This is a genomic window from Carnobacterium sp. GW821-FHT04C06 (assembly GCF_059420345.1).
On sequence record NZ_JBWKTN010000002.1, the window covers coordinates 392,458 to 417,538 of the forward strand.

Consider the following 25,081-nt stretch of genomic DNA (forward strand, 5'->3'; position numbering starts at 1 on the left):
GATAGCGTTTCCGATATCTTTTTTATTGGCACGAAACTTGCATTATAATAAAGTGTAAACAATAAAAAGAAACGGAGTGAATGACAATGGCAGATAAAACAATCATGTTAGTATGTTCAGCAGGAATGAGTACAAGTTTATTAGTAACAAAGATGGAAAAAGCAGCAGAAGCAAGAGGACTAGACGCAGAAATTTTTGCAGTATCCGCTTCAGAAGCTGATACAAATTTAGAATCAAAAAATATTGATGTGATGCTATTAGGCCCACAAGTACGCTTTATGAAAGCCCAATTTGAACCTAAATTAGCAGAAAAAGGAATTCCATTAGAAGTAATTAATATGCAAGATTACGGTATGATGAATGGCGAAAAAGTATTAAATCAAGCATTAAATTTAATGAAATAATCGCAAAATCCTTATAAAAAAGAGTAGAATGCGGATGTTTGCTGAACAAAATTTAGAAATTATTATGGGATTGATTATCAATGGGGGAAATGCTAAAAGTGATGAGATGGAAGCCATTCATGCGGCTAGAAAAGGTGATTTTAAATTAGCCAATCAGAAATTACAAGTGGCTGATGAGTTTTTAATAAATGACCATTACTTTACAAACAAAGATGCGCACGAAAAAGCGAATGAGAACGATGTAGGCATAACTTTATTAACCGTACACAGTCAAGATTATTTAATGAATGCAATCTTATTTCGTGATTTAGCTGGAGAGATGGTAACTGTCTACAAAAAAATGCTTCAAGCATCTATTGATTAGCAAAAATGAATTAAAATTGGATATTATCAAAATAAATGAAAACGCTTTTATTTATTTTATAACTATTAATTAAATTTTGGGAGGAATAAAAATGAATGGTTTGATGAATTGGCTCGAAAAATATGTGGTTCCAGTTGCAACAAAAGTAGGATCACAGAAGCACTTGGTTGCTCTACGTGATGCTTTTATTGGTACAATGCCAGCAACTATGGCAGGATCGATTGCAGTACTGTTAAATGCCTTCTTACGTGATTTTCCTACTGAATGGGGATGGACAGGTTTTGTTAAAGCAATGGATCCAATCATTGGAGTTAATGGATTTGTTTGGACAGGAACTTTAGCAGTTGTAGCAGTTATTTTCTCAATGACATTAGGTTATAATTTAGCTAAAGCTTATAAAGTAGATGCTTTATCAGGTGCAGTGGTTTCACTAGCAGCATTTGTAATGGGATTAGCACAAGCAGCAACCGTTGATTTCCCACTAAAAGCTGTTTTATCTAAAAGCGCTGTAACAATGATTACAGATGCAGGTGGACAAGTAGCAACAGCAGATGGCGTTTCAGTTATTTCATCAACAGGTGGTAGTTATTTTAATATTGGCGCACACTTAGGTGGCACTGGACTATTTACAGCAATGTTATTCGGATTTATTTCAGTTATTATTTTCTCTAAATTAATGTTAGCAAATATTACAATCAAAATGCCAGAACAAGTTCCACCAGCAGTATCAAAAGCTTTTGCTGCAATTATTCCAGCAACAGTTGCGTTATATGTTTCAGGTATTATCAATTTCGTATTTACAAAAGTAACAGGAATGGCTATTATTGATTGGATTTCTGCAGAAATCCAAGCGCCGCTATTAGCGCTATCACAAGGCTTTAGCGTTGTACTACTAATTACTTTCTTAGTTCAATTGTTATGGTTCTTTGGAATTCATGGACCTAACGTATTAGCACCAGTTCTAGAATCTATTTGGGGAACTGCAGGGCTTGAAAATGTAAACGCTGCACAAAAAGGTTTGCCACTTCCTTATGAGTGGGTACGCGGATCATTTGATGCTTATGTTTGGATGGGTGGTTCAGGTGGTACGATTGTCTTGATTATTGCCATCTTACTATTCTCAAAACGCGCAGATCAATTAACTGTTGCTAAGTTATCATTAGCGCCAGGAATTTTCAACATCAATGAACCAGCAATGTTTGGTTTGCCAATTGTATTGAACGCTATTTACTTTATTCCATTCTTATTAGCACCATGTGTGATGGTAACAATTGCTTACTTTGCAACAACACTTGGTTTAGTAAGTCCAATCAAAGTTCAAGTGCTATGGGTTATGCCTCCGTTCTTAAATTCATTCCTTGCAACTGGCGGGGACTGGCGTGCACCAATTTTAACCTTAATTAATTCAGTTGTTGCTTTTGCAATCTGGACACCATTTGTATTAGCAGCAAATAAAATTGATCCAAATGCAGGTGAAGTAGACGCATAAAAATAACGGTTTGCTTCGATGGATCAGTCATCAAAGCAAACCGTTTTATTATTAGTGTGTAAATTTAAAAGGTATGTGTAATTGTTTAGACTAATTAAATCGTTTTAAAATAAGGTTTTCAGAGCTAACTACTTGGCATGAAACTTGCATTATAGTAGAGTAAGGAACCTAATCAAGAGAAAAGAGGGAACCCGATGATCGTATTAAATGCACCAGTTCAACAAGATAAAATAATTGAAACGTTAACAACGTATAATGAAGAAGGATTAACTTTTGAGTTTATTGAAAAAAAAGGAATGAAATTGTATTTCAACACAAATGCAACTGATCTTGAAGCCACTGCAAAAAAAGTAAAAGAAATTATTAAGGAGACTCCTTATGGTGCAGTGTTATATTTTCAAGTAACCGCAGAATGAAAGGATGAGTCATATGCTTAAGAATGGATTGTTTGTAATGAGTATCGGCTTGCTGATTATTATGATGAGTGCTGTTGGAAATGGAATGATTATCAATTATTCTGTGTTAATCACAGGAGGATTCATTTTAGCAGTGGGCTATCTTATTTATCGAAAAGGCAAAGCTCAAGGGATTAAAAAAAGTGGAGGGGAAAATGAATGAAAATTACAAAAGAATTAAATGTATCCGCTCAATATTTTTACGACCGAGTGATGGAATCTGTGTTGTACGATATTCGTGTACACACAAAGAAAGCCTTAAGAAGAAATCAATTAGCAGGTTTTACTTATAAAAAACAATTCAATAAAACATCTACTGGTAAAATTGTGATTACTGAAATGGTAGATAACAAAGCGTATGCATTCACAACGGAAACAGTGAAAAATAAATTTGAAGTAGCCTACAAAATTGAAGCGTTGGATGCTAATCGTTGCCGTATTCATTATGAAGAAAAAATGGAGTCTTTTGGAACGATTCAAAATTTAAATGACCAACTACTAGGTATTATTTTAGGTTACTTTAGAAAACGAAATATGAAAAAGATGCTAACTTCGATTGAAGTTACAAATTAAAAACAGCTGTTCACAATTTGTGGACAGCTGTTTTATTTTACTGATTTAACCTTTCCTTTAGTTTTTATTAACAGAATGTTCATAGCTCTTCGGTAAGATAGATATATATATATAGGTAAGAATGTTCTTAAAGATGAGAGGAATGATTGGATGATTCATTTATTATTTTTTCTTATTTATTATCAAAAGCAACCCATTATTGAAATTAATGAGTATAACGAAATGACAGTCGTATGGGAAACAATAAAACCCCAGACGTCGTCTAACTAGATTAAAAGCAACCATTCTTTGTAATAAAGAATGGTTGCTTTTTAGTTTGAGTTCTTTAATTGTTTTTTTTAACTCACAAATTTAAAAAAATACATAAAAATAAGCTGATATAAAAACCAAGAAGGCTAATATACCAGCATTAATCAAACGTTCCTAACAGGATTTGAACCTGCGACACATCGTTTAGGAAACGAATGCTCTATCCCCTGAGCTATAGGAACAAAAGAAATCTCTTACACAGTTTCTCATGGTTTAAAAAAAATGTCTAGCCCTTAAAAAGAAAAAGAACCCGTAATATAAAATTACGAGTTCTTTTCTATTATGCCCAGTTTCCGTTTCTAAAGATTGGAACAATTGAGCCATCTTTACGGATTCCGTCAACATTCATTTCATTTGAACCAATCATAAAGTCAACATGGACATTGCTACGGTTTAAACCAGCAGCAATCAATTCTGCTTCTGTCATTTCTGTACCACCTTCTAAACTAAACGCATAGGCTGATCCTAAAGCTAAATGATTAGAAGCATTTTCGTCAAACAAGGTATTATAGAAAACAATTCCTGATTGAGAAATAGGAGAGGGGTCTGGAACCAAGGCAACTTCACCTAAACGAGCAGAGCCATTATCTGTAGCAATTAATTTTTTTAAAACGTCTTCACCTTGTTTAGCGGTAACATCCACTACTTTGCCATCTTTAAAAGTAAAGGTCATATCTAAAATAGTCGTGCCGGCATAGCTAAGTGGTTTAGTACTTCTTACTAAACCATCTGCGCGATTTGCGTCAGGGGCTGTGAAAACTTCTTCCGTAGGCATATTCGCCATGAATTTCTCACCACGGACATTAAAACTACCAGCGCCTTCCCAACGATGATTTGTTGGCAAACCAATGGTCAAATCAGTTCCAGGAGCAGTGTAATGAAGAGCATCAAATTGTTCTTTATTTAATTCATTTGCTTTTGCTTCTAACAGCTGATCGTGATTGACCCAAGCTTCAACAGGATTGCTTTCATAAATACGTGTTGTTTTGAAAATTTGATCCCATAAAGCGTCTACTTGTTCCTCGGAGGTTGCTAAGTCAGGGAAGACCTTAGCTGCCCATTTAGCACCAGCTGCAGCAACGACTGACCAACTAACTTTATTTGATTGAGTAGCTGTGCGTTGCTCTGAGAGAGCTTTTCCAACAGCACTTTGGTAAGCTGCAACTTTATCTGTATCTACGCCAGCAAGAGCATCAGGGTCAGCAGAACGAACACTAATACGACTTGCGCCTTTTTCAATTTGGTCAATAGATTCATCAATTTTATATTGAGGAATGTCTACTAAACGTTCTTCAGGAGTACCTAAAAAAACTTCACGACTAATTTCATCATCTAACCATTTTACAATGACTTCTGTTGCACCTAATTTGTAAGCTTCTTTAGTAATCAAACGAGCAAGTGGTGCTTGTTCAACATCTATTTGTAACACAACGGTGTGGCCTTTCGATACATTTACGCCTGTACTGACAATTAATTCAGCATATTTTTGTAGATTTTCTTTAAAATTTGGTAATACCATTTTGAATTCCCCCTGAATTAAGATTGTAAAAATTGAAAAACTATATGTTTATAATAGCATAAGGAGAGGTGGGAAACAATTTGTCAAATTAAAAAAAAAGACTAAAATCATTACAAATGTTGTTCATTTTTTAAGGTTTCATAAAATAACTTTAAGAAAAACGTCACATTTTTTAGAATAATGACTATATACGTTAAAAAGTTCTTTTTTTTCTGTTGTAAAGGTGTTAAAATAACAATAACATTTATTGTTAATAGTTAAGGAGGGTAAAAATTAACATCGAAGATTTATAAAAGAAATCAATAGTTAAAAAAAAGAGACTAGTTATTATTTTGGAATCTTTTTAAAGATAGGTAATGTAAGTGTTTAATGCGATTATTTTATTCATTGATGAACATAAAAAAACAGACAGCCATAATGGTCGAACCAGATAGTTAAAATAGCATTTTGTCAAATAACAAATAACTATTTTTTATTATACAAATACAGTAAAGTAACTAACCCAACTAAATGAAATGAGGTGCAGCCGGATGGCTAGAAAAAAAACAATTACCAAACTACAAATATTAAACGCAGCATATGAAGTTGTTAGAACTGAAGGTTTCGGAGGTTTTACAGCACGTAATATTGCCAAAAAAATGAAATGCTCTACTCAACCTATTTATTTAGAATTTAAAAATATGGATGACTTGAAAAATGAATTATTTGAAAAAATTAAAAATTATTTAAAACAAGAAGTTTACTCAAATGAACATACAGGAGATGCATTGCTTGATGCATGTATCAACTACATTCAATTTGCAGATAAAGAAAAAGTTTTATTCCGTGCGTTGTATATTGAAAATCACTTAGGCATTGAAAAAATGCATAAAATTTCATTGGATTTTGCCATGCGATTAATGGAAGAAAATGAAGATACGAAAAATTTATCAAAAGAAGATAAATTTGAACTATTCACTAAGATTTGGATTGTAGCGCAAGGAATTGCGTCATTAATTTCCTCTGGTTTATTGCCAATGAATGAAGAAGATATTGAATCGAATTTACGTGATGCGTTATCTGATATGATTCTTGGTGCAAGATACAGTAAATAAAAAGAACGGACTTAGAATTTTCTAAGTCCGTTCTTTTTTTAGATATAAATATAAGTACAAGATTATAGCTTTGACGCTAATTCTTTTGCGAAGGTTTCTAATTTTTGAATATCTTCTTCTTCTACAGCTAAATCAACTTTAACGCTGTCAGCACCTTGTGTTGCGCCAGTTTCAATAAAACGAGCGGTGAAATCATCAACAGATTTGCAAAACTCATCATAAAATGTATCGCCAGAACCACAAGTTCCAAAAATTTTACCAGATAAATTAATTTCAGCTAATTCTTCATAAAAATCAACAATTTCATCAGGAAGATCTCCATCGCCATAAGTATATGTAGCGACGATACACAAATCCACATCCTCAAAATCTTCAGGATCAGCTTGAGTACATTCTACAGTTTCAACATCAATATCTAAGTTTTCTAATGCTTCAGCAACAACATCGGCAATTTCTTCCGTGTTTCCAGTCATACTCGCATAAACAATTTTAGCAGTTGCCATTTTTTAGTCCATCCTTTCTCTATCTAAATAGTGAACAAGTCTTATCGATTATAACAAAAACCGTCTTGTAAATGCAATTAGAAAACGATAAAATAAATAGGATTTCATAAGAAATCAACCACAATAGTACACAAATCAAAAAAATACGCTATAATATAGAAGATGATTATAAAAAAACTACCATACTAATCTAGTATCAAGAAAATAAAGAAATGAGGAATAGATAGAATGATTACACTAAAATCAACACGTGAAATTGATGCAATGGCGGAATCAGGTGCATTATTAGCCGATGTGCATATTGCTTTGCGAGATTTTATTAAACCAGGTATTACAAGTTGGGACATTGAAGAATTTGTAGATAACTATATAACTAAACACGGCGCTATCGCAGCTCAAAAAGGATTTGAAGGATATGAGTATGCGACTTGTGTTAGTATTAACGATGAAATTTGCCATGGTTTTCCTAGAAAAGAAGTATTAAAAGATGGTGACTTAATCAAAGTGGACATGTGTGTCGATTTAAAGGGTGCGTTATCGGATTCTTGTTGGAGCTATGTAGTAGGAAAATCAACTCCAGAATTAAATCATTTGATGGCTGTTACTAAAAAAGCACTATACGTTGGGATCGAACAAGCACAAGTTGGCAATCGAATTGGCGATATTGGCCACGCCATTCAAACTTACGTAGAAGGTGAAGATTTAGCTGTTGTCCGTGAATTCATTGGACATGGAATTGGACCAACGATTCATGAAAGTCCTGCAGTTCCTCACTATGGCGAAGCTGGCAAAGGCTTACGTTTAAAAGAAGGTATGGTAATTACAATTGAACCAATGGTAAATACAGGGACTTGGAAATCTAAAATGGACGACAACGGCTGGACTGCTCGTACAAAAGATGGTGGATTAAGCTGTCAATTTGAGCATACCCTTGCGATTACAAAAGAAGGACCTAGAATTCTTACCTCACAAAAAGATCAATAAGTAAAAAACGTTGAATGAAGATTCAACGTTTTTTACTTTAGAAAGAGTGAAGAAGGCTGTTGAATTTAGCTTTTGATGAATAAAGGAGCGATTATGGAGATAAAACAACGTTTAATGGATAAGAAAGAATTTATTCGATTAATTCAAACTATTAAAAAAAAGTATCAAGAAGCAGAGGTTACGAATTCTGCAGTTATTATTGCTTATTATTTGTTGCTTTCTTTTTTTCCAATCTTAATTGTAGTTGGAAATTTACTTCCTTTACTAAATTTAGATATGGAAACACTGATACCCTACATGCAAAGCTTGATTCCGGAATATATTTTTACTCAGTTAGAATCAACGATGTTAAACTTATTGACTTCTAGTAGTAGTGGCTTGCTATCTGTCGGTGTCATTGGAGCAATCTGGGCATCAAGTAAAGGCATGAATGCAATGCAAGTAAGCATGAACAAAGCATATGGCGTGGAGCCAAGAAAAAACATGTTTGTAATCCGTTTGGCATCGCTAGCATTTACATTAGTATTGATTTTAGGAATTGTTTTATTAGTGCTAATATTTAGTTTTGGGCAAATGATTTTAGATTATTTAACCCCGTTATTGCAATTATCTACTTCCACTTTAAAAACCTTTCAAACTCTGAAATGGCCAGTTACGTTAATTGTTTTATTTTTTGTTTTTATTCTTATTTACTTCATGGTTCCAAATGCCAATACAAAGATAAAAAGCGTTATTCCAGGAGCTTTATTTGCTACAGTAGGCTGGATGGCTCTCTCTCAGGGGTTTGCGATTTACGTGAACTATTTTTCAGGTAGAACCCAAAGTTACGGGACAATAGGAACAATGATTGTTTTGATGTTATGGCTAAATGGTTCGGGAATTATCTTAACATTAGGAGCTGTAATCAATGCTTCCTTAGACCAATTTTATCATGGAGAAATTGAAGAGAATACTAATGTGGTTGGAAAGTATCTAATAAAAAAATTTGATGAAGGTAAACAAAAAATTTCTAAGAAAAAATGAGAAGACCGTATTGTAAAAAAACTGTAAATCAATGTTTTTTATTTCTCTTTAAAGGGTAATTTAAAAAAAGTGAACGATGGAATATTGATGTAACTGTATCATAGAAAAAGAAATGAAATCTTTAAATAAGAGGATGTAAATTTTCATGGAAACATAAGAAAAAATGTTGCTGAGTATGATATAATTAGTAAGATTAATAAAAAAATAATAAATTAAATTAAGTAAAGTAGTTATTGGGAGGAAAAAATGGAAGAAACGATTAATTTATCAGAGTTGTTTGAAGTTATCCGTAAAAGAGTAGTGCTGATTATTTGTGGAGGATTGGTTGGAATTATTTTAGCAGCCGTTTTAACTTACTTTTTTATAACACCACAATTCAATTCGTCTACACAATTATTAGTGAATCGTGCTAAAGATGAGAGTCAGGTTGCCACTCAATGGAACGATTTGCAAACCGATGTCCAAATGATTAATACGTATAAAGATATTATTAAAGGTCCAGTTATTTTAGAGGACGTACGAAAAAAATTAAATAGCAGTGCAAGTGTTGAACAACTAGCTAGTAAAATTGAAATTGTTACCCAACAAAATTCACAAGTATTTACTATTAAAGTAACAGATGCAGATCCTTATAAAGCAGCAGATATTGCCAATACAGTAGCAGCTGTGTTTCAAGAAAAAATTGGAGGAATTATGAGTGTTCAAAATGTTACTCAAATTTCTAATGCGCATCCTAATACTTCGCAAGTTTCACCAAAACCGATGTTAAATATGCTAATCGGCTTTATAGTAGGATTGATGGTAGCTGTCGGTTTAAGTTTCCTATTAGAATTTATGGATAAAACAGTTCGTGACGAAAAATTCATATCAGAAGCATTGGGCTGGACGAATTTAGGAACAATCTCAGAAATGAGTTTTGATGAATTAAATGCAACGGCTCCAAGTTCAATTGTATCAAGAAGAACAAAAACCCGCGTATAAAGGAGAAAATCAATGTTTAAAAGTAAAAATAGTAGCAATCAAGGAAGTTTAAATGGGGCTAGTCTAATTACTACGACAAAACCTAATTCAGTTGTTGCAGAGCAATTTAGAACAATTCGAACAAATATTCAATTTTCTATGGTTGATAAGGATTTGAAATCATTAATTTTTACTTCATCAGGACCTGGAGAAGGAAAATCAACTATTTCAGCCAATACAGCAATTGTATTCGCTTCACAAGGAAAGAGAGTCTTATTAGTAGATGCAGATATGCGTAAACCAACAGTTCATAAAACCTTCAATATTCCGAACCATGAAGGTTTAACAACCTTATTAACTGAAAAAGATGTTAAATTAAGTTCAGTTATTCGTCAAGGAACCAATGAAAACCTGTTTATTCTAACAAGTGGTCCTATTCCTCCTAACCCATCTGAATTATTAGATTCAAACAAAATGAATAAGATTATCGAAATTCTAGAAGGGGCATTTGATTTAGTTATTTTCGATATGCCGCCAGTTATTACAGTAACGGATTCTCAAATTATGGCGACTAAAACAGATGGCACAATTTTTGTTATTAGAAGTGGTGTAGCAAATAAAGAAGCGTTAATTAAATCTAAGCAGCTATTAGATATTGTGAATGCGAATGTGATTGGCACAGTCTTTAATGGTGTAGAAAGAACAAAAGATAGTGCATATAAATATTATGGATTGGAGAGTGACACTGTATGATTGATCTGCATTGTCACATCTTACCTGGAATTGATGACGGTGCTCAAACAATGGATGATTCGATTGCAATGGCTCATGTGGCTGTTGCAGAAGGAATCACGCATATACTAGTCACACCACATCATAATAACGGCCGATATATTAATGCGAGTGCCACTATTATTGCTAACGTAAATGAACTTCAAGCAGAATTTGACAAACGACAAATTCCTCTAACATTATTTCCAGGTCAAGAAGTTAGAATAACAGGAGAATTAATAGAAGATATACAAAATGGCGCTATTCAATTTATTGACGAAGAACAACAATACTTATTAATCGAGTTTCCAACTATGACGATTCCTCAGTTTAGTGAGGAACTATTCTTTCAGTTAAATAAGAAAAAGATTACACCGATTATCGTTCATCCCGAACGCAATCAAATATTTATGGAGAATCCTAATAGATTAGGTGATTTTATTGAAAGAGGTGCTCTTGCACAATTAACAGCAGGAAGTTATCTAGGGAAATTTGGTAAAAAAATTGAAAAAGTGAGTAAACAAATGATTGAGGCAAATTTAGTTCATATCATTGCTTCTGACGCTCATAATGTCAGCACTAGAAATTTTCATTTAAAAGAAGCCTATGAAAAAATGGAGAAAAATGTTGGGTTAAAAAAAGTGGAGTTATTTAAACAAAATGCAAAAGATTTAATCAATGGAGAAACTATTATTCCAGTTTCTCCAAATAAGGTGAAAAATCATAAATTTTTAGGGTTGTTTTAACTGGAGGAGAAAATGGATCAATTTGAAAATAAATTTGGTATGTTAACTAAAGATGATATCAAAGATAAGTACTTTTATAACAAAATAAAACGAATGATAGATATTGTAGGTGCAGTTATTGGAATTATACTTTTAATTCCTGTATTTATATTAATTAGTTGTTTAATAAAAATTGATGATCCAAAAGGATCTATATTTTTTACACAAGTTAGAGTTGGAAAAAATGAAAAAAAATTTAAGATGTATAAATTTAGATCTATGTGCTTTGATGCTGAAGAAAAACTTCAGGAATTATTGAAGCTAAATGAAATTGATGGGGCTATGTTTAAGATAAAAGATGATCCTAGAGTTACAAAAATAGGGAAATTTATTCGTAAAACTAGTATTGATGAACTTCCACAACTTTTAAATGTTCTGAAAGGGGAAATGACTTTAGTTGGTCCAAGACCGCCGCTACCAAGAGAAGTTATAGACTATACAGAGTATGATAAGCAGAGACTTTTAGTTGTTCCAGGATGTACTGGTTTGTGGCAAATAAGTGGAAGAAATAACACTGGATTTAAAGATATGGTTGAGTTAGATATTAAATACATTAATAATCTTTCAGTTTATAATGACTTACAGATAATTGTAAAGACTATATGTGTTTTAATATCTGGACATGGAGCGTATTAAAATTTGATAGGAGCAATAAAATGATAGGAATTTTTGGAGAATATAATAAAAGTGGAAATACAAATTTTTCAAAGTTGCAAATTGAAAATGATTCTTCTTTGTTAATAAATCAAACTGTATATGGAAAAGTCTCTTTAGGTCGAGCTGTTTTAAAAAAATATGAAAATGATAAAGTATTTTTTGAGAATGAAGATTACATTGTTATTAGCGATGGTATTTTACTTAATAGTGATGAGTTAAAGAAAAAATATCAAAAAGAAACAATCGCTGAAACTTTAATAGAAATGTTTAAAAAAATAGGAGAATTATTTTTTAAAGATATAAGAGGAAGTTACTCATGTTCTATTTATGATAAAAAACAGGATCAACTTTTTATTTATACTGATCAGTTAGCGGATAAAAAAATTTTTTATAGTAACTTTGAAAATCAATTTATTTTTTCTTCAAAAATGAAAGATTTGGTTGTTAATGAAAATTTGAGAACAAGTGAGATTGATAATGAATCTTGTATTACATTAATGACTCTTGGCTTTATGCTAGATGATCGGACGCTAGTGAAAAATGTAAAGAAATTAGAAGCAGGTAGTTATATTAAAATAGAAGAGAATGAAATTAGTATTAAATCCTATTTTAAATTTAATAATGATGAGATTTATACTGAATCAATTGAAACTATTATTTCAAGGATGGATGAGCTATTTCGCAAAGCTGTGAAACTTCAATTTGATAAAGATATTGAGTATCATTATAAACATATAGCTTCATTAAGTGGTGGACTTGACTCAAGAATGGTCAATATAGTTGCTAATGATTTAGGGTATGAGGATATTCTTAATTATACATTTTCTCAAACTGGATATATGGATGCAACGATTGCAATGGATATTGCATCAGATTTAAATCACGAATTTATCTTTAAATCGTTAGATGATGCTAATTTTTTGTTTGAAATAGATTCAGTAGCAAAAATTTCATTTGGTAGTTCAATTTTTTATGGAATCGCACATTCATACAATTGTATGGAAAAGCTAAATTTAAATAATTACGGCATGGTGCATACAGGACAATTAGGTGATGTTGTTATAGGTTCATTCAATAAAAATCGAGTAAAAGAATTAGATTTTAAAAATTATGCATATTCTAAACGACATACAAAAAAATTAGATGAAATAAAAATAAGAGAATATGAAAATGACGAATTATTTAAACTTTATAACAGAGGAATTAATTTTGCTTTAAATGGTAATTTAGCATTTCAAGAATTCACAGAGTCAGCCTCTCCTTTTTGTAACGTAGATTTTATGCAATATTGTTTAAATATTCCAGTTGAATTAAGAAAAAATCATTCTCTGTATTATAAGTGGATTATGGAAAAATACCCTAATGCAGCAAAATACAAATACGAATCGATAAATGCTAAAATAACGACACCGAAAATAGTTATTAAAAGCAAAAAATTCACACTCAAGGTTGTAAATAAAATATTTAAAATTTTAAAGCTACCTAATTTATACGGGTACAATTCAAAAAATGGTATGAATCCATTTGATTATTGGTATCATCACAATATAAAACTTAATAATTTTATTAATAGTTACTACGAAAAAAATAAATCCTTGTTAGAAACTTTAGACAATGAAGTATCTGATATGGCTGTTGATTTATTTGAAAATGGAATTATGGTTGAAAAACTACAAGTATTAACATTATTGTCAACTCTTAAGTTGAAAGGTGAAGATCATGAATGATATTCTTAAAAATTTACGATCAAAAGGCTTCTTTCATATATTTGGAGCTAGTACATTAAATAAAATCATTCAATTTTGTAGCGGAATTTTTTTAGTCCGTCTAGTTTCAAAAAATGATTTTGGTGTGTATAGTCAAGCTCAGAATATAGTGAATATTTTTGTGTTGTTCATTGGGCTAGGGACGAATTATGCTTTGATGCAATTTGGTAGTGAGAGTAAAGATATTGAAGAAAGAAATTCGTTCTTTAAACTGGGATTAAAAATAGCAATTCCATTCAATTTGCTTCTGTCAGGATTGATTTTAGTTTATGCAAATATAATGCATATCACAGATTTAAAGATGAAAATTATTTTAATTTGTATGTCGTCTTTACCCATGTTTATTTACTTATTTGAATACTTACAAATTTATTTTCGAACTAGTTTGTTAAATATTGAATTCTCTAAACTGAGTACAACGAACACGGCGTTGATGTTTTTGTTATCTATTGTAGGTGCAATGTCAATTGGTATTTTTGGAATAATTTTTGGTAACTATCTTGCTTATTGTATTACTATAGGTGTTGCTGTATATTGGTTACTTAAAAAACAAATTTTTTCACACAAGTTTATTACAATAGAAAAAAAAGTGAAAAAAGATTTTTTTTCGTATTCAATTACATCAATGTTTAGTAACAGTATTTCGTCATTAGTTTATTTAATTGATATATTTTTAATTGGTTATTTAATAAAGGACAATCAAATATTGGCTAGTTATAAAACAGCTACCTTAATTCCTTTTGCACTTAACTTTATTCCAATTTCAATTATGACTTTTATTTACCCGTATTTTGCCCAAAATAGAGATAATAAAAATTGGGTACTTAAAATGTATCAAAAACTTCAATTAGGTTTGATAGGATTTAATTTTATCGTAACATTTATTTTAGTCGTATTCGCACCTTTAATAATCAAAATTTTATTTGGAGATAGCTACTTAGATAGTATTCCTTATTTTAGAGTATTATCAATTGGTTACTTTATTGCTTCATCATTTAGAATACCCGCAGGTAATGTATTATCAATGGTGAAAAAAATTAAATTTTTATTTATTGCAAATTGTATGGTTGGAATTGTGAATATTGGTTTGGATTATTATTTAATAAAAAATTATTCAGCATTAGGAGCATCAATTTCCACTTTATCAGTTATTATCTTAACATCTATTATTTATAATGCTTATTTATATTTTTATCTAAGGAGAGAATAGCATGAAAAAAAGTTTTTTACTGTATCAGCAAGTTTATTTAACGGTCTCAATGACTTTTATTTATAGACAACTTAAAGGAGTGTCTGAAAAATATGATGTTATTGTTGGTGCTAATAAAATTGAAAATAGTGATATTTTTCCATACTCTAAAATAGTTGGTAAAAAGAAAACCGTTATGGGAAAAGTGATAACTAGATGTTTGAATAAGATTCAATGGAATTATACGTTGCTTTCAAAACGACAACAAAAATACTACAATCAGATTATTAGAAAAAATAAAGTTAACTTTATTCATGCCCATTTTGGCCCAGGTGGCTTAGAGATGCTTCCAATAGCTAAAACTAATAATATTCCACTATTAGTTACTTTTCATGGCTACGATGCATCGGAACTTTTAAGAGATAAAGTTTATAAGAAGCATATTAAGGAATTATTTGAATATGCGCATGTAATTACAGTATCAAAGAACATGATGAATGAGTTAGTAAATTTTGGGTTAGTAAAGTCTAAAAGTTATGTTCATTATATAGGGGTACCTATTTCAGACTTTGAATACGTAGAAAAAGAAGCTTTGGTTGAAAAATATAGTAATGAAAAAGAAATTGTTTTTTTACAAGTATCTAATTTTGTTGAAAAAAAAGGTCATTTATATACCATAAATGCGTTTGAACAATTATTATCAAAATATCCAATGGCTAAATTAGTCTTAGCGGGTGATGGTATATTAAAAGATGAAATAGAGCAGTTAGTTAGTGAGAAAAAAATTGAAGAATCTGTTATTTTTGTTGGAAAAGTAGTAAAAGAAGAAGTCAATCAGTTAATGAAAAAAGCTGATGTTTTTTTACATCATAGTGTGACAGCAAAAAATGGAGATCAAGAAGGCATTCCAACAGTTTTGATGGAAGCTATGGCAGTTGGAGTAACAGTTGTTTCAACTAATCATGCAGGTATTCCAGAATTAATTACGGATGGAATCAACGGTTTTCTAGTTGATGAAAAAGATATTGTTGGTTATGTAAAAAAATTAGAAGATGTTTTATTGATAAATAATACAACTAGAAAAAATGCTAGAAAAACAATTGTTGAAAAATTTAATATAGACAAACAAAATAATGAATTGCAGCAAATTTATAAACATGTTTTAGATCATTAATTTGTATTATCTATTTTGAGAGAGTGAGGAAAATAGTGGGTTATCTATTATTAGTAATAAGTATATGGTATTTTATAAAAAATAAAAAAGACAAGCTTTTCACAATTTTAATATTTTCAATATTTGCTTTTCCAAATAATGCATATATAAAGAGTAAATTGTTATTTAATATTTTGACTGTAGATATATCTTATGTTGTCATTGCAATGATACTAGTGCTCTGGGTACTGAGTTTATTGAAAACTAAAATAGTCCAGTTATATCCGAAAGACATTTTATTTCTTTTTTTTACAGTTGCTATAATCATTTATTTTTTTATCGGTAAATATAATGGAACACAATTTCTTATTGAAGATTTTAAAATTTATTTAACATTGCTGTTATTGTACTTGGTTATCAAAATTTGTGTGAAAAGTCAAAAAGATTTTATTTACACACTAAATACACTTTGCATAATGAGCTTAATCTATTCAATAAGTATTATAATCATCTATTTCTTTTTTAAGGATTCGTTAGGTTTATTTTATGGTGAGCGTTTAAGTGCATGGTGGGAAAACACAAATAGAATTTCTTTTGGAAATACCTCCTTTTTATTGATAACGAGTAGCATGATTTATTACAAATTGATTTCCAAGGACTATGGAAAGAAGATAATTTCTTTTTTTCTACTAGTAATGAATATAGTTGCAATTCTACTTTCACAAAATAGAACTCTTATTGTATTAACAGTAACAAGTTTAGTTTTAATTCAATGTTATGTATTGTTTAAAACAATACATTCAAAAAAATTAGGAAAAAAAGGAGTCCTACTGAATAGTTTCATTTATCTTTTTCTTTTTAGTTGTTTAGCCATCTCAATGCAAGGTAAAGTTGATATTAGTAATAATTTTATTTTGGATTTACAAAATCGATTTTCTACTAATCTAGATTCCTTAGATGTTCGAAGTAATGGAAATAGAGTTGCTTGGGATAGGATAATGAATAATAAGTTAGGAGAAGGAATCGGAGCTCAAGTCACAGCTTATAGCGCAAATTGGAAATATTCATACGAAGGGAATTTTATTGATAATATCTATATGACAATTGGAGTTAAGTTTGGACTTTTTGGACTAACTATTTTAATAATTATGATTTTAAAGTCAATTTTAAATTTAATTAATGAGTACAAAAAAACAAGAAATTCGTTATTTATAGTATTAGTAATTAGCTACTTGTTAAGTTTAATTTTGACAACTTATATGAATGCTCAAATTGTTTATACAGTAAGTTTATCATTTATCTTTTTGTTGTTTTTGAATTTGGAAGATCAAGATATAGAGTAGAAATGGAGAGAAGTTATGAAAGTATTATATATCATACTAACAGATATAAATAACAATAATTTAAACTCGGGACCAACAGTTCGATCAATGACTATAAAAAAAGAATTAGAAAAAAAATATAAGCAAATTGATATTATTCAAGGAGCAAATGCTAAAGAGCGATTTGAAATTTTTAAACAATTAAAAAAAGAAAATGCTGATTATGATTATTGTTATATTGAATCTAGAGTTGGAGTGACAAGATGGAAAGATACTAAAATATTAAGATCTTTGAAAGATTTGAAAATAAAGAAAATAGCTCTTTATTATCGAGACATGTATTGGGCGTTTAATATAAAAACATCCAAAGGCACTTTAAAAAATTTACTTGTACCTTTTATCAATAAACACTATGTACGTTTTTTAAATGATGTCTGTGATGTTATTTTTGTCCAAAGTGAGTCTTTTAAAAATGAATTGCTTCAATTTATACCTAAATCAACAATTAACTTGTTGCCACCAGGCTGTGATGACATTGATGAACCACTTTTAGTAAAAAAAGGTGCTTTGTATGTAGGCGAAGTTGACGAACGTTTTAGTGGAATTGAATTGTTACTAGAAACATTTAAACACATTAATGAACATCAAGATCAAGCAATTTTGAATATTGTTTGCAGAAAAGAAGAATATGATAAAAATACTAAATTAATTAATATGAATGAAGAATATCAGTGGCTATCTATTTTTCATTGCTCAAAGGAAACGATCAAAGAAGTTTATGACAAGTCTTCAATCACTATCATACCTCGAAATGGAGAAGAATATACAAAGTTATGTTTACCAATTAAATTATTTGAATACATTAGCTTTGAAAAACCTATTGTTTCTATTGATCATGGTGAAGTTGGAAAATTCATTGAAGAAAATAAAGTTGGAATAACCACAAAGGGAACCAAAGAAGATTTTTCTGAAAAAATATTAGATTTACTGAAAGATGAAGATACATTTAATTTTTACAAAGAAAAAATTAAAGAGTATAAAAAAACTAATATGTGGTCGAACCGTATAGAGTTAATACACTCTATTTTGAAGGAGGACTAAGTGATGTCATTTCTTAATTTAGTAGTGTCTAAAATCAAAAAAAAAGAATATAAATTAGATGAAACCATTCAATTACAAGATATGATGATTATTGTTTTTATTAGATTGATGGCTTTAATTAGAGCTAATTTTCGTTTAATCGGAGTGAAAAAAGCAAGCCGAATAATTTTTTTTAAAAAAGGTATTTCTTTACAAGCGAAAAGAAAAATTGAATTTGGTAAAGCAGTAACAGTAGGTAAAGAAGTTAATATTAATGCACTGAGTAAAAAGGGTGTGAAAATTGGAGACAATGTTAGTATAGGAGATTACAGCATTATTTCTTGTACAGGAATTCTGTCTAAAGTTGGAGTTGGTTTTTCAATTGGGAAAAATAGCAGTTTTGGTGAATTTTGTTATTTTGGATCAGCAGGTGGTATTACTATTGGAGAAAATGTCATAATGGGACAAAGTATAAGATTTCATTCTGAAAATCATTTATTTGATCGAACAGATATCCTAATAAAAGATCAAGGAGTTAGTAATAAAGGAATAAAAGTTGGAGATAATTGTTGGATAGGTGCAGGTGCAGTTTTTTTAGATGGAATATCTATTGGTGATGGGTGTGTAATTGGAGCTAATAGCTTACTAAATAAGGATATTCCACCGAATTCGGTTGTAGTTGGTAACCCTGCAAAAATAATAAAAAAACGTGAATAAAGTTAGGTTGTGACATGAATGCATATACTTCATTATACATTAGGTATTCCTCCATATCGAACAGGTGGATTAACAAAGTACTCAATTGATTTAATGGAGGAAGAATTAAAATTAAATCATAATATTTATTTGCTTTTTCCGGGAAGTTATAACAGTTTAACTAAAGCTAATATAAAAAAAAGAAAAAATTATCAAGGTATTAATATTTTTGAATTGGTTAATCCATTACCAGTACCATTATTAAATGGAGTTAGTGAAGCTAAAAAATTCATGAAGCCAATTAAAGAATCAATATTTCTAGAATTTTTAATAGCGAACAAAATTCAATTAGTACATGTTCATACCTTGATGGGGCTTCCAAAAGAGTTTTTAACAGCTTCAAAAAAATTGAAATTGACAATTATTTATACAACGCATGATTATTATGGCTTATGTCCACAAACACTTGTAAAACCAATCGGACAATTAAGTAAAGTATGTAATATTAATTGTATTACTTGTGGAACAAATCCATTATCTTTTAAAATGATAACCGTTATGCAATCGAAAACGTATAAATTTTTAAAAGATACAAAATTTATAAAATTTTTGAGAACTAGAAAAAAAATAAAAGATACTAATATTTCGGAAAATGAAATACAAACAATACACCCTTATTCTGTTGAAGAAAATGCCAATCAAATTAAGTTAAGAAACTATTATCTTCAAATGTTCGAATTAGTTGATTTATTCCATTTCAATAGTAAAGTAGCAAAAATTGAGTTTAAAAAATTTATAAATTGTGAAGGAAGAGTTCTTTCAATTACACACAATTCTATAAGAGATTGTAGAAAAATAAAAAAATTTAACGTACAAGAGCCTTTAAAAATACTATATTTAGGACCGCAAAATGAGCGTAAGGGTTTCAATCTAATATATAGGACCTTTGAAAATTTGCGTAAGGATAATATTGATGGTTGGCATTTATCTTGTTACGGGGAAAATCGCGAACCTGAAAACTATGATACTGAATTTTTTTCATTTAATGGTAGGTACAGCTATGAGGAATTATCAGAAATATTTGATAATACAGATTTATTAATTGTACCAAGTATATGGAAGGAAACTTTTGGATTTATCGTTCTTGAAGCATTATCTTATGGTGTTCCAATTTTATTATCTACAAATGTTGGGAGTAAGGATTTGGTAGATAATAATGTCACCGCCTTTATGTTTGATCCAAATCCAGTTGATTTAAAAATAAAAATTCAGGAATTACTTAAAAATCGTGAATTAATAAATGCAGCCAATAAAAATATTTTGAATATGAAGAATGTATTTGATATGACAAATCACACTAAAAAAATATTAGATTTATATATAAAGGCAGGGTGTAAAGAATGAAAAATATTTTTATAATAGGATCAAAAGGAATTCCTGCAAACTATGGGGGATTTGAAACCTTTGTTGATTATCTCACGAAAAAAAGAGTATCAAAAAATATAAAATACCATGTTTCTTGCTTAGCAGATAATCAAAAAGAGTTTGAATATAATGGTGCCCGTTGTTTTAACGTAGCTGTACCAAACATAGGAAGTGCAAAAGCAATATTTTATGATCTGATTAGTTTAAAGAAAACAATTGACTATATTCAGATGAATAATTTAACTGAATGTACAGTATATATATTAGCCTGTAGAATTGGTCCATTTATTGGGTATTATAAAAGAAAATTAAAAAAAATGGGTGTTAAACTTTACGTTAATCCAGATGGTCATGAATGGAAACGAAGCAAATGGTCTAAACCTATTAGAACTTATTGGAAATACTCTGAAAAATTAATGGTAAAGCATAGTGATTTATTAATTTGTGATTCAGTAGGTATTGAGACATATATTAAAAAAGATTATCATTCTTATTCACCTAAAACAACATTTATTGCATATGGAGCAGATATTATTGATTCTGTATATGAAGACAAAAATGAACTTGTAGTTGATTGGTTTGATACGAATGCTATTAAAGAGTCCGATTATTATTTAATTGTAGGCAGATTTGTACCAGAAAATAATTATGAATTGATGATTCGTGAATTCATGAAGTCTTCATCTCAAAAAGATTTAGTAATTATTTCAAATGTGGAAGAAAATGAGTTTTATAGTGATTTACTAAAAGTAACAAAATTTACAACCGATTCAAGAATAAAATTTGTAGGAACAGTATATAATCAAGAATTACTAAAAAAAATAAGAGAAAAAGCATATGGCTATATTCATGGTCACGAGGTTGGAGGAACGAATCCTTCATTACTGGAAGCTTTAGCTTCAACTAAGTTAAACTTATTATTGGATGTTGTTTTCAATAAAGAAGTTGGTGGGAGTGGCGCATATTATTTTTCTAAAGAAGAAGCAAATTTAGCTGATTTGTTGGAACAATGCGATCGAATGATTGATAGTGAAATAAATTCTACGGAAATTGATGCAAAAAATAGAATAAAAAAATACTATTCTTGGCAAAAAATTATAAATGAGTATGAACAATTATTTTTAGAAGAGGAGAATACAAATGATTAATGTAGTTGGTCTTGGATATATTGGATTGCCAACAGCTTTGATGTTAGCATCTAAAGGAAATAATGTGGTTGGAACGGATTACAATAAGCAATTAGTAGAAACCTTAAATACTGGAAAAACTACATTCGAAGAAGAGGGTCTAGAAACTTTATTTTTAGATGCAGTAGCTGAAAATATTAAATTTACAACGGAATATGAATCTTCAGATATGTATATTGTAACTGTCCCAACACCGTATGAAAAAGATAATAAGCAGATTGATCCAAGTTTCGTAATAAGTGCAGTTGAAGCTGTTATGAATAATTGCAAAAAAGGAGCAATTGTTGTTATTGAATCAACGGTTTCACCGGGTACAATTGATAAATTTGTACGTCCTATTATTAAAAGTAAAAATTTCAAAATTGGAGAAGATATCCACCTCGTTCACGCCCCAGAAAGAATATTACCAGGAAATATGATTCATGAATTAAAACATAATTCTAGAACTATTGGAGCTGATAGTATTGAAATTGGCGAGAAAGTAAAAGCGATTTATCAAACGTTCTGTGAAGCTGAAATAGTTGTCACAGATATTAGAACTGCTGAAATGACCAAAGTAGTAGAAAATACATTCAGAGATATCAATATTGCGTTTGCTAATGAACTAACAAAAATTTGTCGATCTGATGATATGGATGTACATGAAATCATCAAAATTGCTAATATGCATCCTAGAGTAAATATTTTGAACCCAGGGCCAGGTGTTGGAGGACATTGTATTTCTGTAGATCCATGGTTTTTAGTAGGCGATTATCCAGGGTTAGCGAATATTATTTTAACAGCAAGAGAAATTAATGATTCGATGCCAGAATTTGTTTTAGAAAGAATTCATACAATTATGAAAGAACATAATATGAAGGACCTTTCTAGAGTAGGCTTATATGGTTTAACATACAAACAAGATGTTGACGATGTTCGAGAAAGTCCAACATTGCAACTTCTTGAAAATATGGAAAAACATTTAGCACCAGCATTAAAAGTATATGATCCAATGATCCATAAGAAAATAGTAGAATCTCAATACCTAAATTTTGACGATTTTTTAAATGATATTGATTTTATAGTAGTTATGGTAAGTCATTCTCATTTAAAACAACATATTGATAAAATAAATGGTAAAATAGTCTTAGATACTCAAAATATAGTTTTTGGAGCGAACACTTTGTAAGATAGGAGAAATTTAAAATGAAAAAAATCTTAATTTGGATTCTATGTATTTTTTTACTCGCAGTAGGTGCAATGGGAGCGTATGCCTATAAGGTGTATCACGATGTTACAAAAACAACAGATAAGATGTATAAAAAAGTTGATAAGGAAGAGACTAGGAAAACACCCATTAATATTGAAAAAGGACAACCTTTTTCTGTCTTGTTATTAGGGGTTGATACAGGCGATCTAGGGCGTACAGAACAAGGTCGTTCAGATTCAGTTATGGTGGTTACCGTAAACCCTGAAAAAAATGAAACAAAAATTGTAAGTATTCCAAGAGATACGTATACTGAAATTGTAGGTCATGGTACAACAGATAAAATTAACCATGCATATGCTTTTGGTGGAACGACAATGGCGATTAACACTGTTCAAAATTTATTAGATATCCCAATTGATTATTATATTGAAATCAATATGCAGGGAGTAAAAGAGATCGTGGATGCTGTAGGTGGAGTTGATGTGGATAGTCCACTTGACTTTAGCCAAGATAATATCAAATTTACTAAAGGTCCAGTTCATTTAGACGGTGAAAAAGCTTTGGCCTACTCAAGAATGCGTTATGAAGATCCAACTGGCGATTATGGTAGACAAGGTCGACAAAGACAAGTCATTGAAGCAATTGTTAAAAAAGCGGCTAATTTTTCAACTTTGACGAGATATAAAGATATTTTAAACGCAATGGGGAATAATATGGCAACAAATTTAACCTTTGATGATATGATGGACATTCAAGGGAAATATAAAGCAGCTGCAGGAAATGTTGAGCAAATTCAAATGCAAGGTACCGGAGAAATGATTAATGGTGTTTCATACCAAATTATAGCACCAGAAGAGTTACAAAAAATTTCTGAGAATTTAAAAATACAATTAGGCTTGTAAAAATAGAAAGCAAACAAACGAGATACAGGTTTGTTTGCTTTTTATTTTATGTTACAATTATTTTAGTTAATAGAAAATATACTTAAAAGGAAATGAATTTATGAAGAAAATAAAAGTAATGACGATATTTGGAACTAGACCAGAAGCTATTAAGATGGCTCCATTAGTTTTAGAATTAGAGCGTCAAAGTGATCGATTCGAATCAATCGTAGTTGTAACAGCGCAACATCGTCAAATGTTAGATCAAGTATTATCCATTTTTAACATTAAACCAGACTATGACTTAAATGTGATGAAAGATCGCCAAACCTTAGCTCAAATTACAGCGAATGTTTTAATTGGCTTAGAAGATGTAATGAAAGAAGCAAAACCAGATATCGTGTTAGTTCATGGCGATACAACAACAACTTTTGCAGCAGGAATATCTGCATTTTACAACCAAATTATGGTAGGTCATGTTGAAGCGGGATTAAGAACATGGAATAAGTACTCTCCATTCCCAGAAGAAATGAACCGCCAAGTAACGGATGTCTTATCCGATTTATATTTTGCTCCAACGGTTGAAAGCGAAGAAAATTTAGTGAATGAAAATCATCCAAAAGATAAAATATTTATTACAGGAAATACGGCAATTGATGCCTTAAATGAGACGGTTAAAGAAGAGTACCAGCATGAAGTGTTAGCTAAAATCAAAGAAGACAATCGTTTAATTTTGATGACTATGCACAGAAGAGAGAATCAAGGTGAACCAATGGAACGTGTTTTCCATGCGATTCGTAAAGTCGTGGACAGTCATGCTGATGTGGAAGTAGTTTATCCAGTACATCTAAATCCAGTTGTACAAGAAGCAGCAAGTACTATCTTAGGTAACCACGAACGCATCCATTTAATTGATCCATTAGATGTTATTGATTTTCATAACTTAGCAGCTAGAAGCTACATGATTATGAGTGATTCTGGTGGTGTTCAAGAGGAAGCTCCTTCATTAGGTGTTCCAGTATTGGTTTTACGCGATACAACCGAACGTCCAGAAGGTGTTAAAGCAGGGACGCTAAAATTAGTAGGAACTGAAACAAAAGATGTTCTAGCGGCTATGACTCAATTATTAGATGATCCAAAAGCGCATCAGCAAATGGCTGAAGCAAGTAATCCATATGGCGATGGAAAAGCTTCTGAACGTATTTTAGAAGCAATCGCTTATGAATTTGGTGTGAGTACCAATGCACCTGCTCCATTTAGTGTAGAATAAATTTGCAAAAGAGGACTTACTATTTAGTAAGTC

At 30.5% G+C, this 25,081-nt stretch carries 26 protein-coding genes and 1 tRNA gene; 24 read left to right on the forward strand and 3 right to left on the reverse strand.

The annotated features are described in order from the left end of the window. Positions 1-86 precede the first annotated feature (86 nt). The 6 genes from AC07SW_RS05195 (at position 87) to AC07SW_RS05220 (ending at position 3,285) form a co-directional block, all read left to right on the forward strand. Positions 87-404, forward strand: coding sequence for a PTS sugar transporter subunit IIB (locus AC07SW_RS05195; RefSeq protein WP_494632389.1), 318 nt, complete (start codon positions 87-89; stop codon positions 402-404). Between the two features lie 34 nt (positions 405-438). Then, on the forward strand, positions 439-768 hold the full coding sequence (locus AC07SW_RS05200; RefSeq protein ID WP_494632391.1) for a PTS lactose/cellobiose transporter subunit IIA: 330 nt from the start codon (positions 439-441) through the stop codon (positions 766-768). A 91-nt stretch (positions 769-859) separates the two neighbouring features. Further along, a complete protein-coding gene (locus AC07SW_RS05205) occupies positions 860-2,257 on the forward strand; it encodes a PTS sugar transporter subunit IIC (protein WP_490427941.1) in 1,398 nt (465 codons plus the stop codon). Between the two features lie 194 nt (positions 2,258-2,451). Continuing rightward, positions 2,452-2,673 carry a hypothetical protein gene (locus AC07SW_RS05210; RefSeq protein WP_034570817.1) on the forward strand — a complete coding sequence of 74 codons (222 nt, stop codon included), beginning with the start codon at positions 2,452-2,454 and terminating at the stop codon, positions 2,671-2,673. Between the two features lie 13 nt (positions 2,674-2,686). Next, on the forward strand, positions 2,687-2,875 hold the full coding sequence (locus tag AC07SW_RS05215; protein WP_119907759.1) for a DUF3188 domain-containing protein: 189 nt from the start codon (positions 2,687-2,689) through the stop codon (positions 2,873-2,875). Beyond that, positions 2,872-3,285 (forward strand): DUF3284 domain-containing protein, encoded by a 414-nt coding sequence (locus AC07SW_RS05220; RefSeq protein ID WP_494632392.1) that lies wholly within the window; start codon positions 2,872-2,874, stop codon positions 3,283-3,285. Before AC07SW_RS05215 ends, AC07SW_RS05220 begins: the two co-directional genes overlap by 4 nt. 418 nt (positions 3,286-3,703) lie before the next feature. Here AC07SW_RS05220 and AC07SW_RS05225 read toward each other — a convergent pair. Together AC07SW_RS05225 and AC07SW_RS05230 are read right to left on the reverse strand one after the other, a co-directional pair. Continuing rightward, positions 3,704-3,776, reverse strand: a tRNA-Arg gene (locus tag AC07SW_RS05225). A 98-nt stretch (positions 3,777-3,874) separates the two neighbouring features. Beyond that, positions 3,875-5,113: an aminopeptidase gene (locus AC07SW_RS05230; RefSeq protein WP_494632394.1), complete on the reverse strand. Its 1,239-nt coding sequence runs from the start codon at positions 5,111-5,113 to the stop codon at positions 3,875-3,877. A gap of 530 nt (positions 5,114-5,643) precedes the next feature. Here AC07SW_RS05230 and AC07SW_RS05235 point away from each other — a divergent pair. After that, on the forward strand, positions 5,644-6,207 hold the full coding sequence (locus AC07SW_RS05235; RefSeq protein WP_034570785.1) for a TetR/AcrR family transcriptional regulator: 564 nt from the start codon (positions 5,644-5,646) through the stop codon (positions 6,205-6,207). Positions 6,208-6,269: 62 nt separating this feature from the next. Here AC07SW_RS05235 and AC07SW_RS05240 read toward each other — a convergent pair whose 3' ends face one another. Next, positions 6,270-6,710, reverse strand: a complete 441-nt coding sequence (locus tag AC07SW_RS05240; RefSeq protein ID WP_034570784.1) for a flavodoxin — start codon at positions 6,708-6,710, stop codon at positions 6,270-6,272. A 228-nt stretch (positions 6,711-6,938) separates the two neighbouring features. Here AC07SW_RS05240 and map point away from each other — a divergent pair, with 228 nt between their 5' ends. The 17 genes from map (at position 6,939) to wecB (ending at position 25,048) form a co-directional block, all read left to right on the forward strand. Beyond that, on the forward strand, positions 6,939-7,694 hold the full coding sequence (gene map, locus AC07SW_RS05245; protein ID WP_494632395.1) for a type I methionyl aminopeptidase: 756 nt from the start codon (positions 6,939-6,941) through the stop codon (positions 7,692-7,694). Between the two features lie 93 nt (positions 7,695-7,787). Then, positions 7,788-8,717: a YihY/virulence factor BrkB family protein gene (locus AC07SW_RS05250; RefSeq protein WP_494632396.1), complete on the forward strand. Its 930-nt coding sequence runs from the start codon at positions 7,788-7,790 to the stop codon at positions 8,715-8,717. Between the two features lie 246 nt (positions 8,718-8,963). Beyond that, complete coding sequence (locus AC07SW_RS05255; RefSeq protein ID WP_135081357.1) at positions 8,964-9,698, forward strand: YveK family protein; 735 nt, start codon at positions 8,964-8,966, stop codon at positions 9,696-9,698. 12 nt (positions 9,699-9,710) lie between these two features. After that, on the forward strand, positions 9,711-10,430 hold the full coding sequence (locus tag AC07SW_RS05260; RefSeq protein WP_494632398.1) for a CpsD/CapB family tyrosine-protein kinase: 720 nt from the start codon (positions 9,711-9,713) through the stop codon (positions 10,428-10,430). Beyond that, positions 10,427-11,194 carry a tyrosine-protein phosphatase gene (locus AC07SW_RS05265; protein ID WP_494632399.1) on the forward strand — a complete coding sequence of 256 codons (768 nt, stop codon included), beginning with the start codon at positions 10,427-10,429 and terminating at the stop codon, positions 11,192-11,194. The genes AC07SW_RS05260 and AC07SW_RS05265 overlap by 4 nt, the downstream gene beginning before the upstream one ends. A gap of 12 nt (positions 11,195-11,206) precedes the next feature. After that, on the forward strand, positions 11,207-11,869 hold the full coding sequence (locus AC07SW_RS05270; RefSeq protein WP_413537192.1) for a sugar transferase: 663 nt from the start codon (positions 11,207-11,209) through the stop codon (positions 11,867-11,869). A gap of 20 nt (positions 11,870-11,889) precedes the next feature. Further along, complete coding sequence (locus tag AC07SW_RS05275) at positions 11,890-13,617, forward strand: asparagine synthetase B family protein (protein ID WP_167736623.1); 1,728 nt, start codon at positions 11,890-11,892, stop codon at positions 13,615-13,617. Beyond that, a complete protein-coding gene (locus AC07SW_RS05280) occupies positions 13,610-14,866 on the forward strand; it encodes an oligosaccharide flippase family protein (RefSeq protein ID WP_413537194.1) in 1,257 nt (418 codons plus the stop codon). The genes AC07SW_RS05275 and AC07SW_RS05280 overlap by 8 nt, the downstream gene beginning before the upstream one ends. A 1-nt stretch (position 14,867) precedes the next feature. After that, positions 14,868-16,019, forward strand: coding sequence for a glycosyltransferase (locus tag AC07SW_RS05285; protein WP_135022635.1), 1,152 nt, complete (start codon positions 14,868-14,870; stop codon positions 16,017-16,019). A gap of 35 nt (positions 16,020-16,054) precedes the next feature. After that, positions 16,055-17,341: an O-antigen ligase family protein gene (locus AC07SW_RS05290; protein WP_494632401.1), complete on the forward strand. Its 1,287-nt coding sequence runs from the start codon at positions 16,055-16,057 to the stop codon at positions 17,339-17,341. A gap of 15 nt (positions 17,342-17,356) precedes the next feature. Then, positions 17,357-18,421: a glycosyltransferase gene (locus tag AC07SW_RS05295; protein WP_135022637.1), complete on the forward strand. Its 1,065-nt coding sequence runs from the start codon at positions 17,357-17,359 to the stop codon at positions 18,419-18,421. 3 nt (positions 18,422-18,424) lie between these two features. Then, the gene (locus AC07SW_RS05300) at positions 18,425-19,117 is read left to right on the forward strand and encodes an acyltransferase (protein WP_202872133.1); all 693 of its coding nucleotides are present in this window, start codon (positions 18,425-18,427) and stop codon (positions 19,115-19,117) included. Positions 19,118-19,135: 18 nt separating this feature from the next. Beyond that, complete coding sequence (locus AC07SW_RS05305) at positions 19,136-20,500, forward strand: glycosyltransferase (protein ID WP_494632402.1); 1,365 nt, start codon at positions 19,136-19,138, stop codon at positions 20,498-20,500. Next, complete coding sequence (gene cps2T, locus AC07SW_RS05310; RefSeq protein WP_135022641.1) at positions 20,497-21,669, forward strand: beta 1-4 rhamnosyltransferase Cps2T; 1,173 nt, start codon at positions 20,497-20,499, stop codon at positions 21,667-21,669. Before AC07SW_RS05305 ends, cps2T begins: the two co-directional genes overlap by 4 nt. Then, positions 21,662-22,876, forward strand: a complete 1,215-nt coding sequence (locus AC07SW_RS05315; RefSeq protein WP_135022642.1) for a nucleotide sugar dehydrogenase — start codon at positions 21,662-21,664, stop codon at positions 22,874-22,876. The genes cps2T and AC07SW_RS05315 overlap by 8 nt, the downstream gene beginning before the upstream one ends. Before the next feature lie 17 nt (positions 22,877-22,893). Then, the gene (locus AC07SW_RS05320) at positions 22,894-23,799 is read left to right on the forward strand and encodes an LCP family glycopolymer transferase (RefSeq protein ID WP_463685218.1); all 906 of its coding nucleotides are present in this window, start codon (positions 22,894-22,896) and stop codon (positions 23,797-23,799) included. Between the two features lie 100 nt (positions 23,800-23,899). After that, complete coding sequence (gene wecB, locus AC07SW_RS05325) at positions 23,900-25,048, forward strand: non-hydrolyzing UDP-N-acetylglucosamine 2-epimerase (RefSeq protein WP_034570743.1); 1,149 nt, start codon at positions 23,900-23,902, stop codon at positions 25,046-25,048. Positions 25,049-25,081 lie beyond the last annotated feature (33 nt).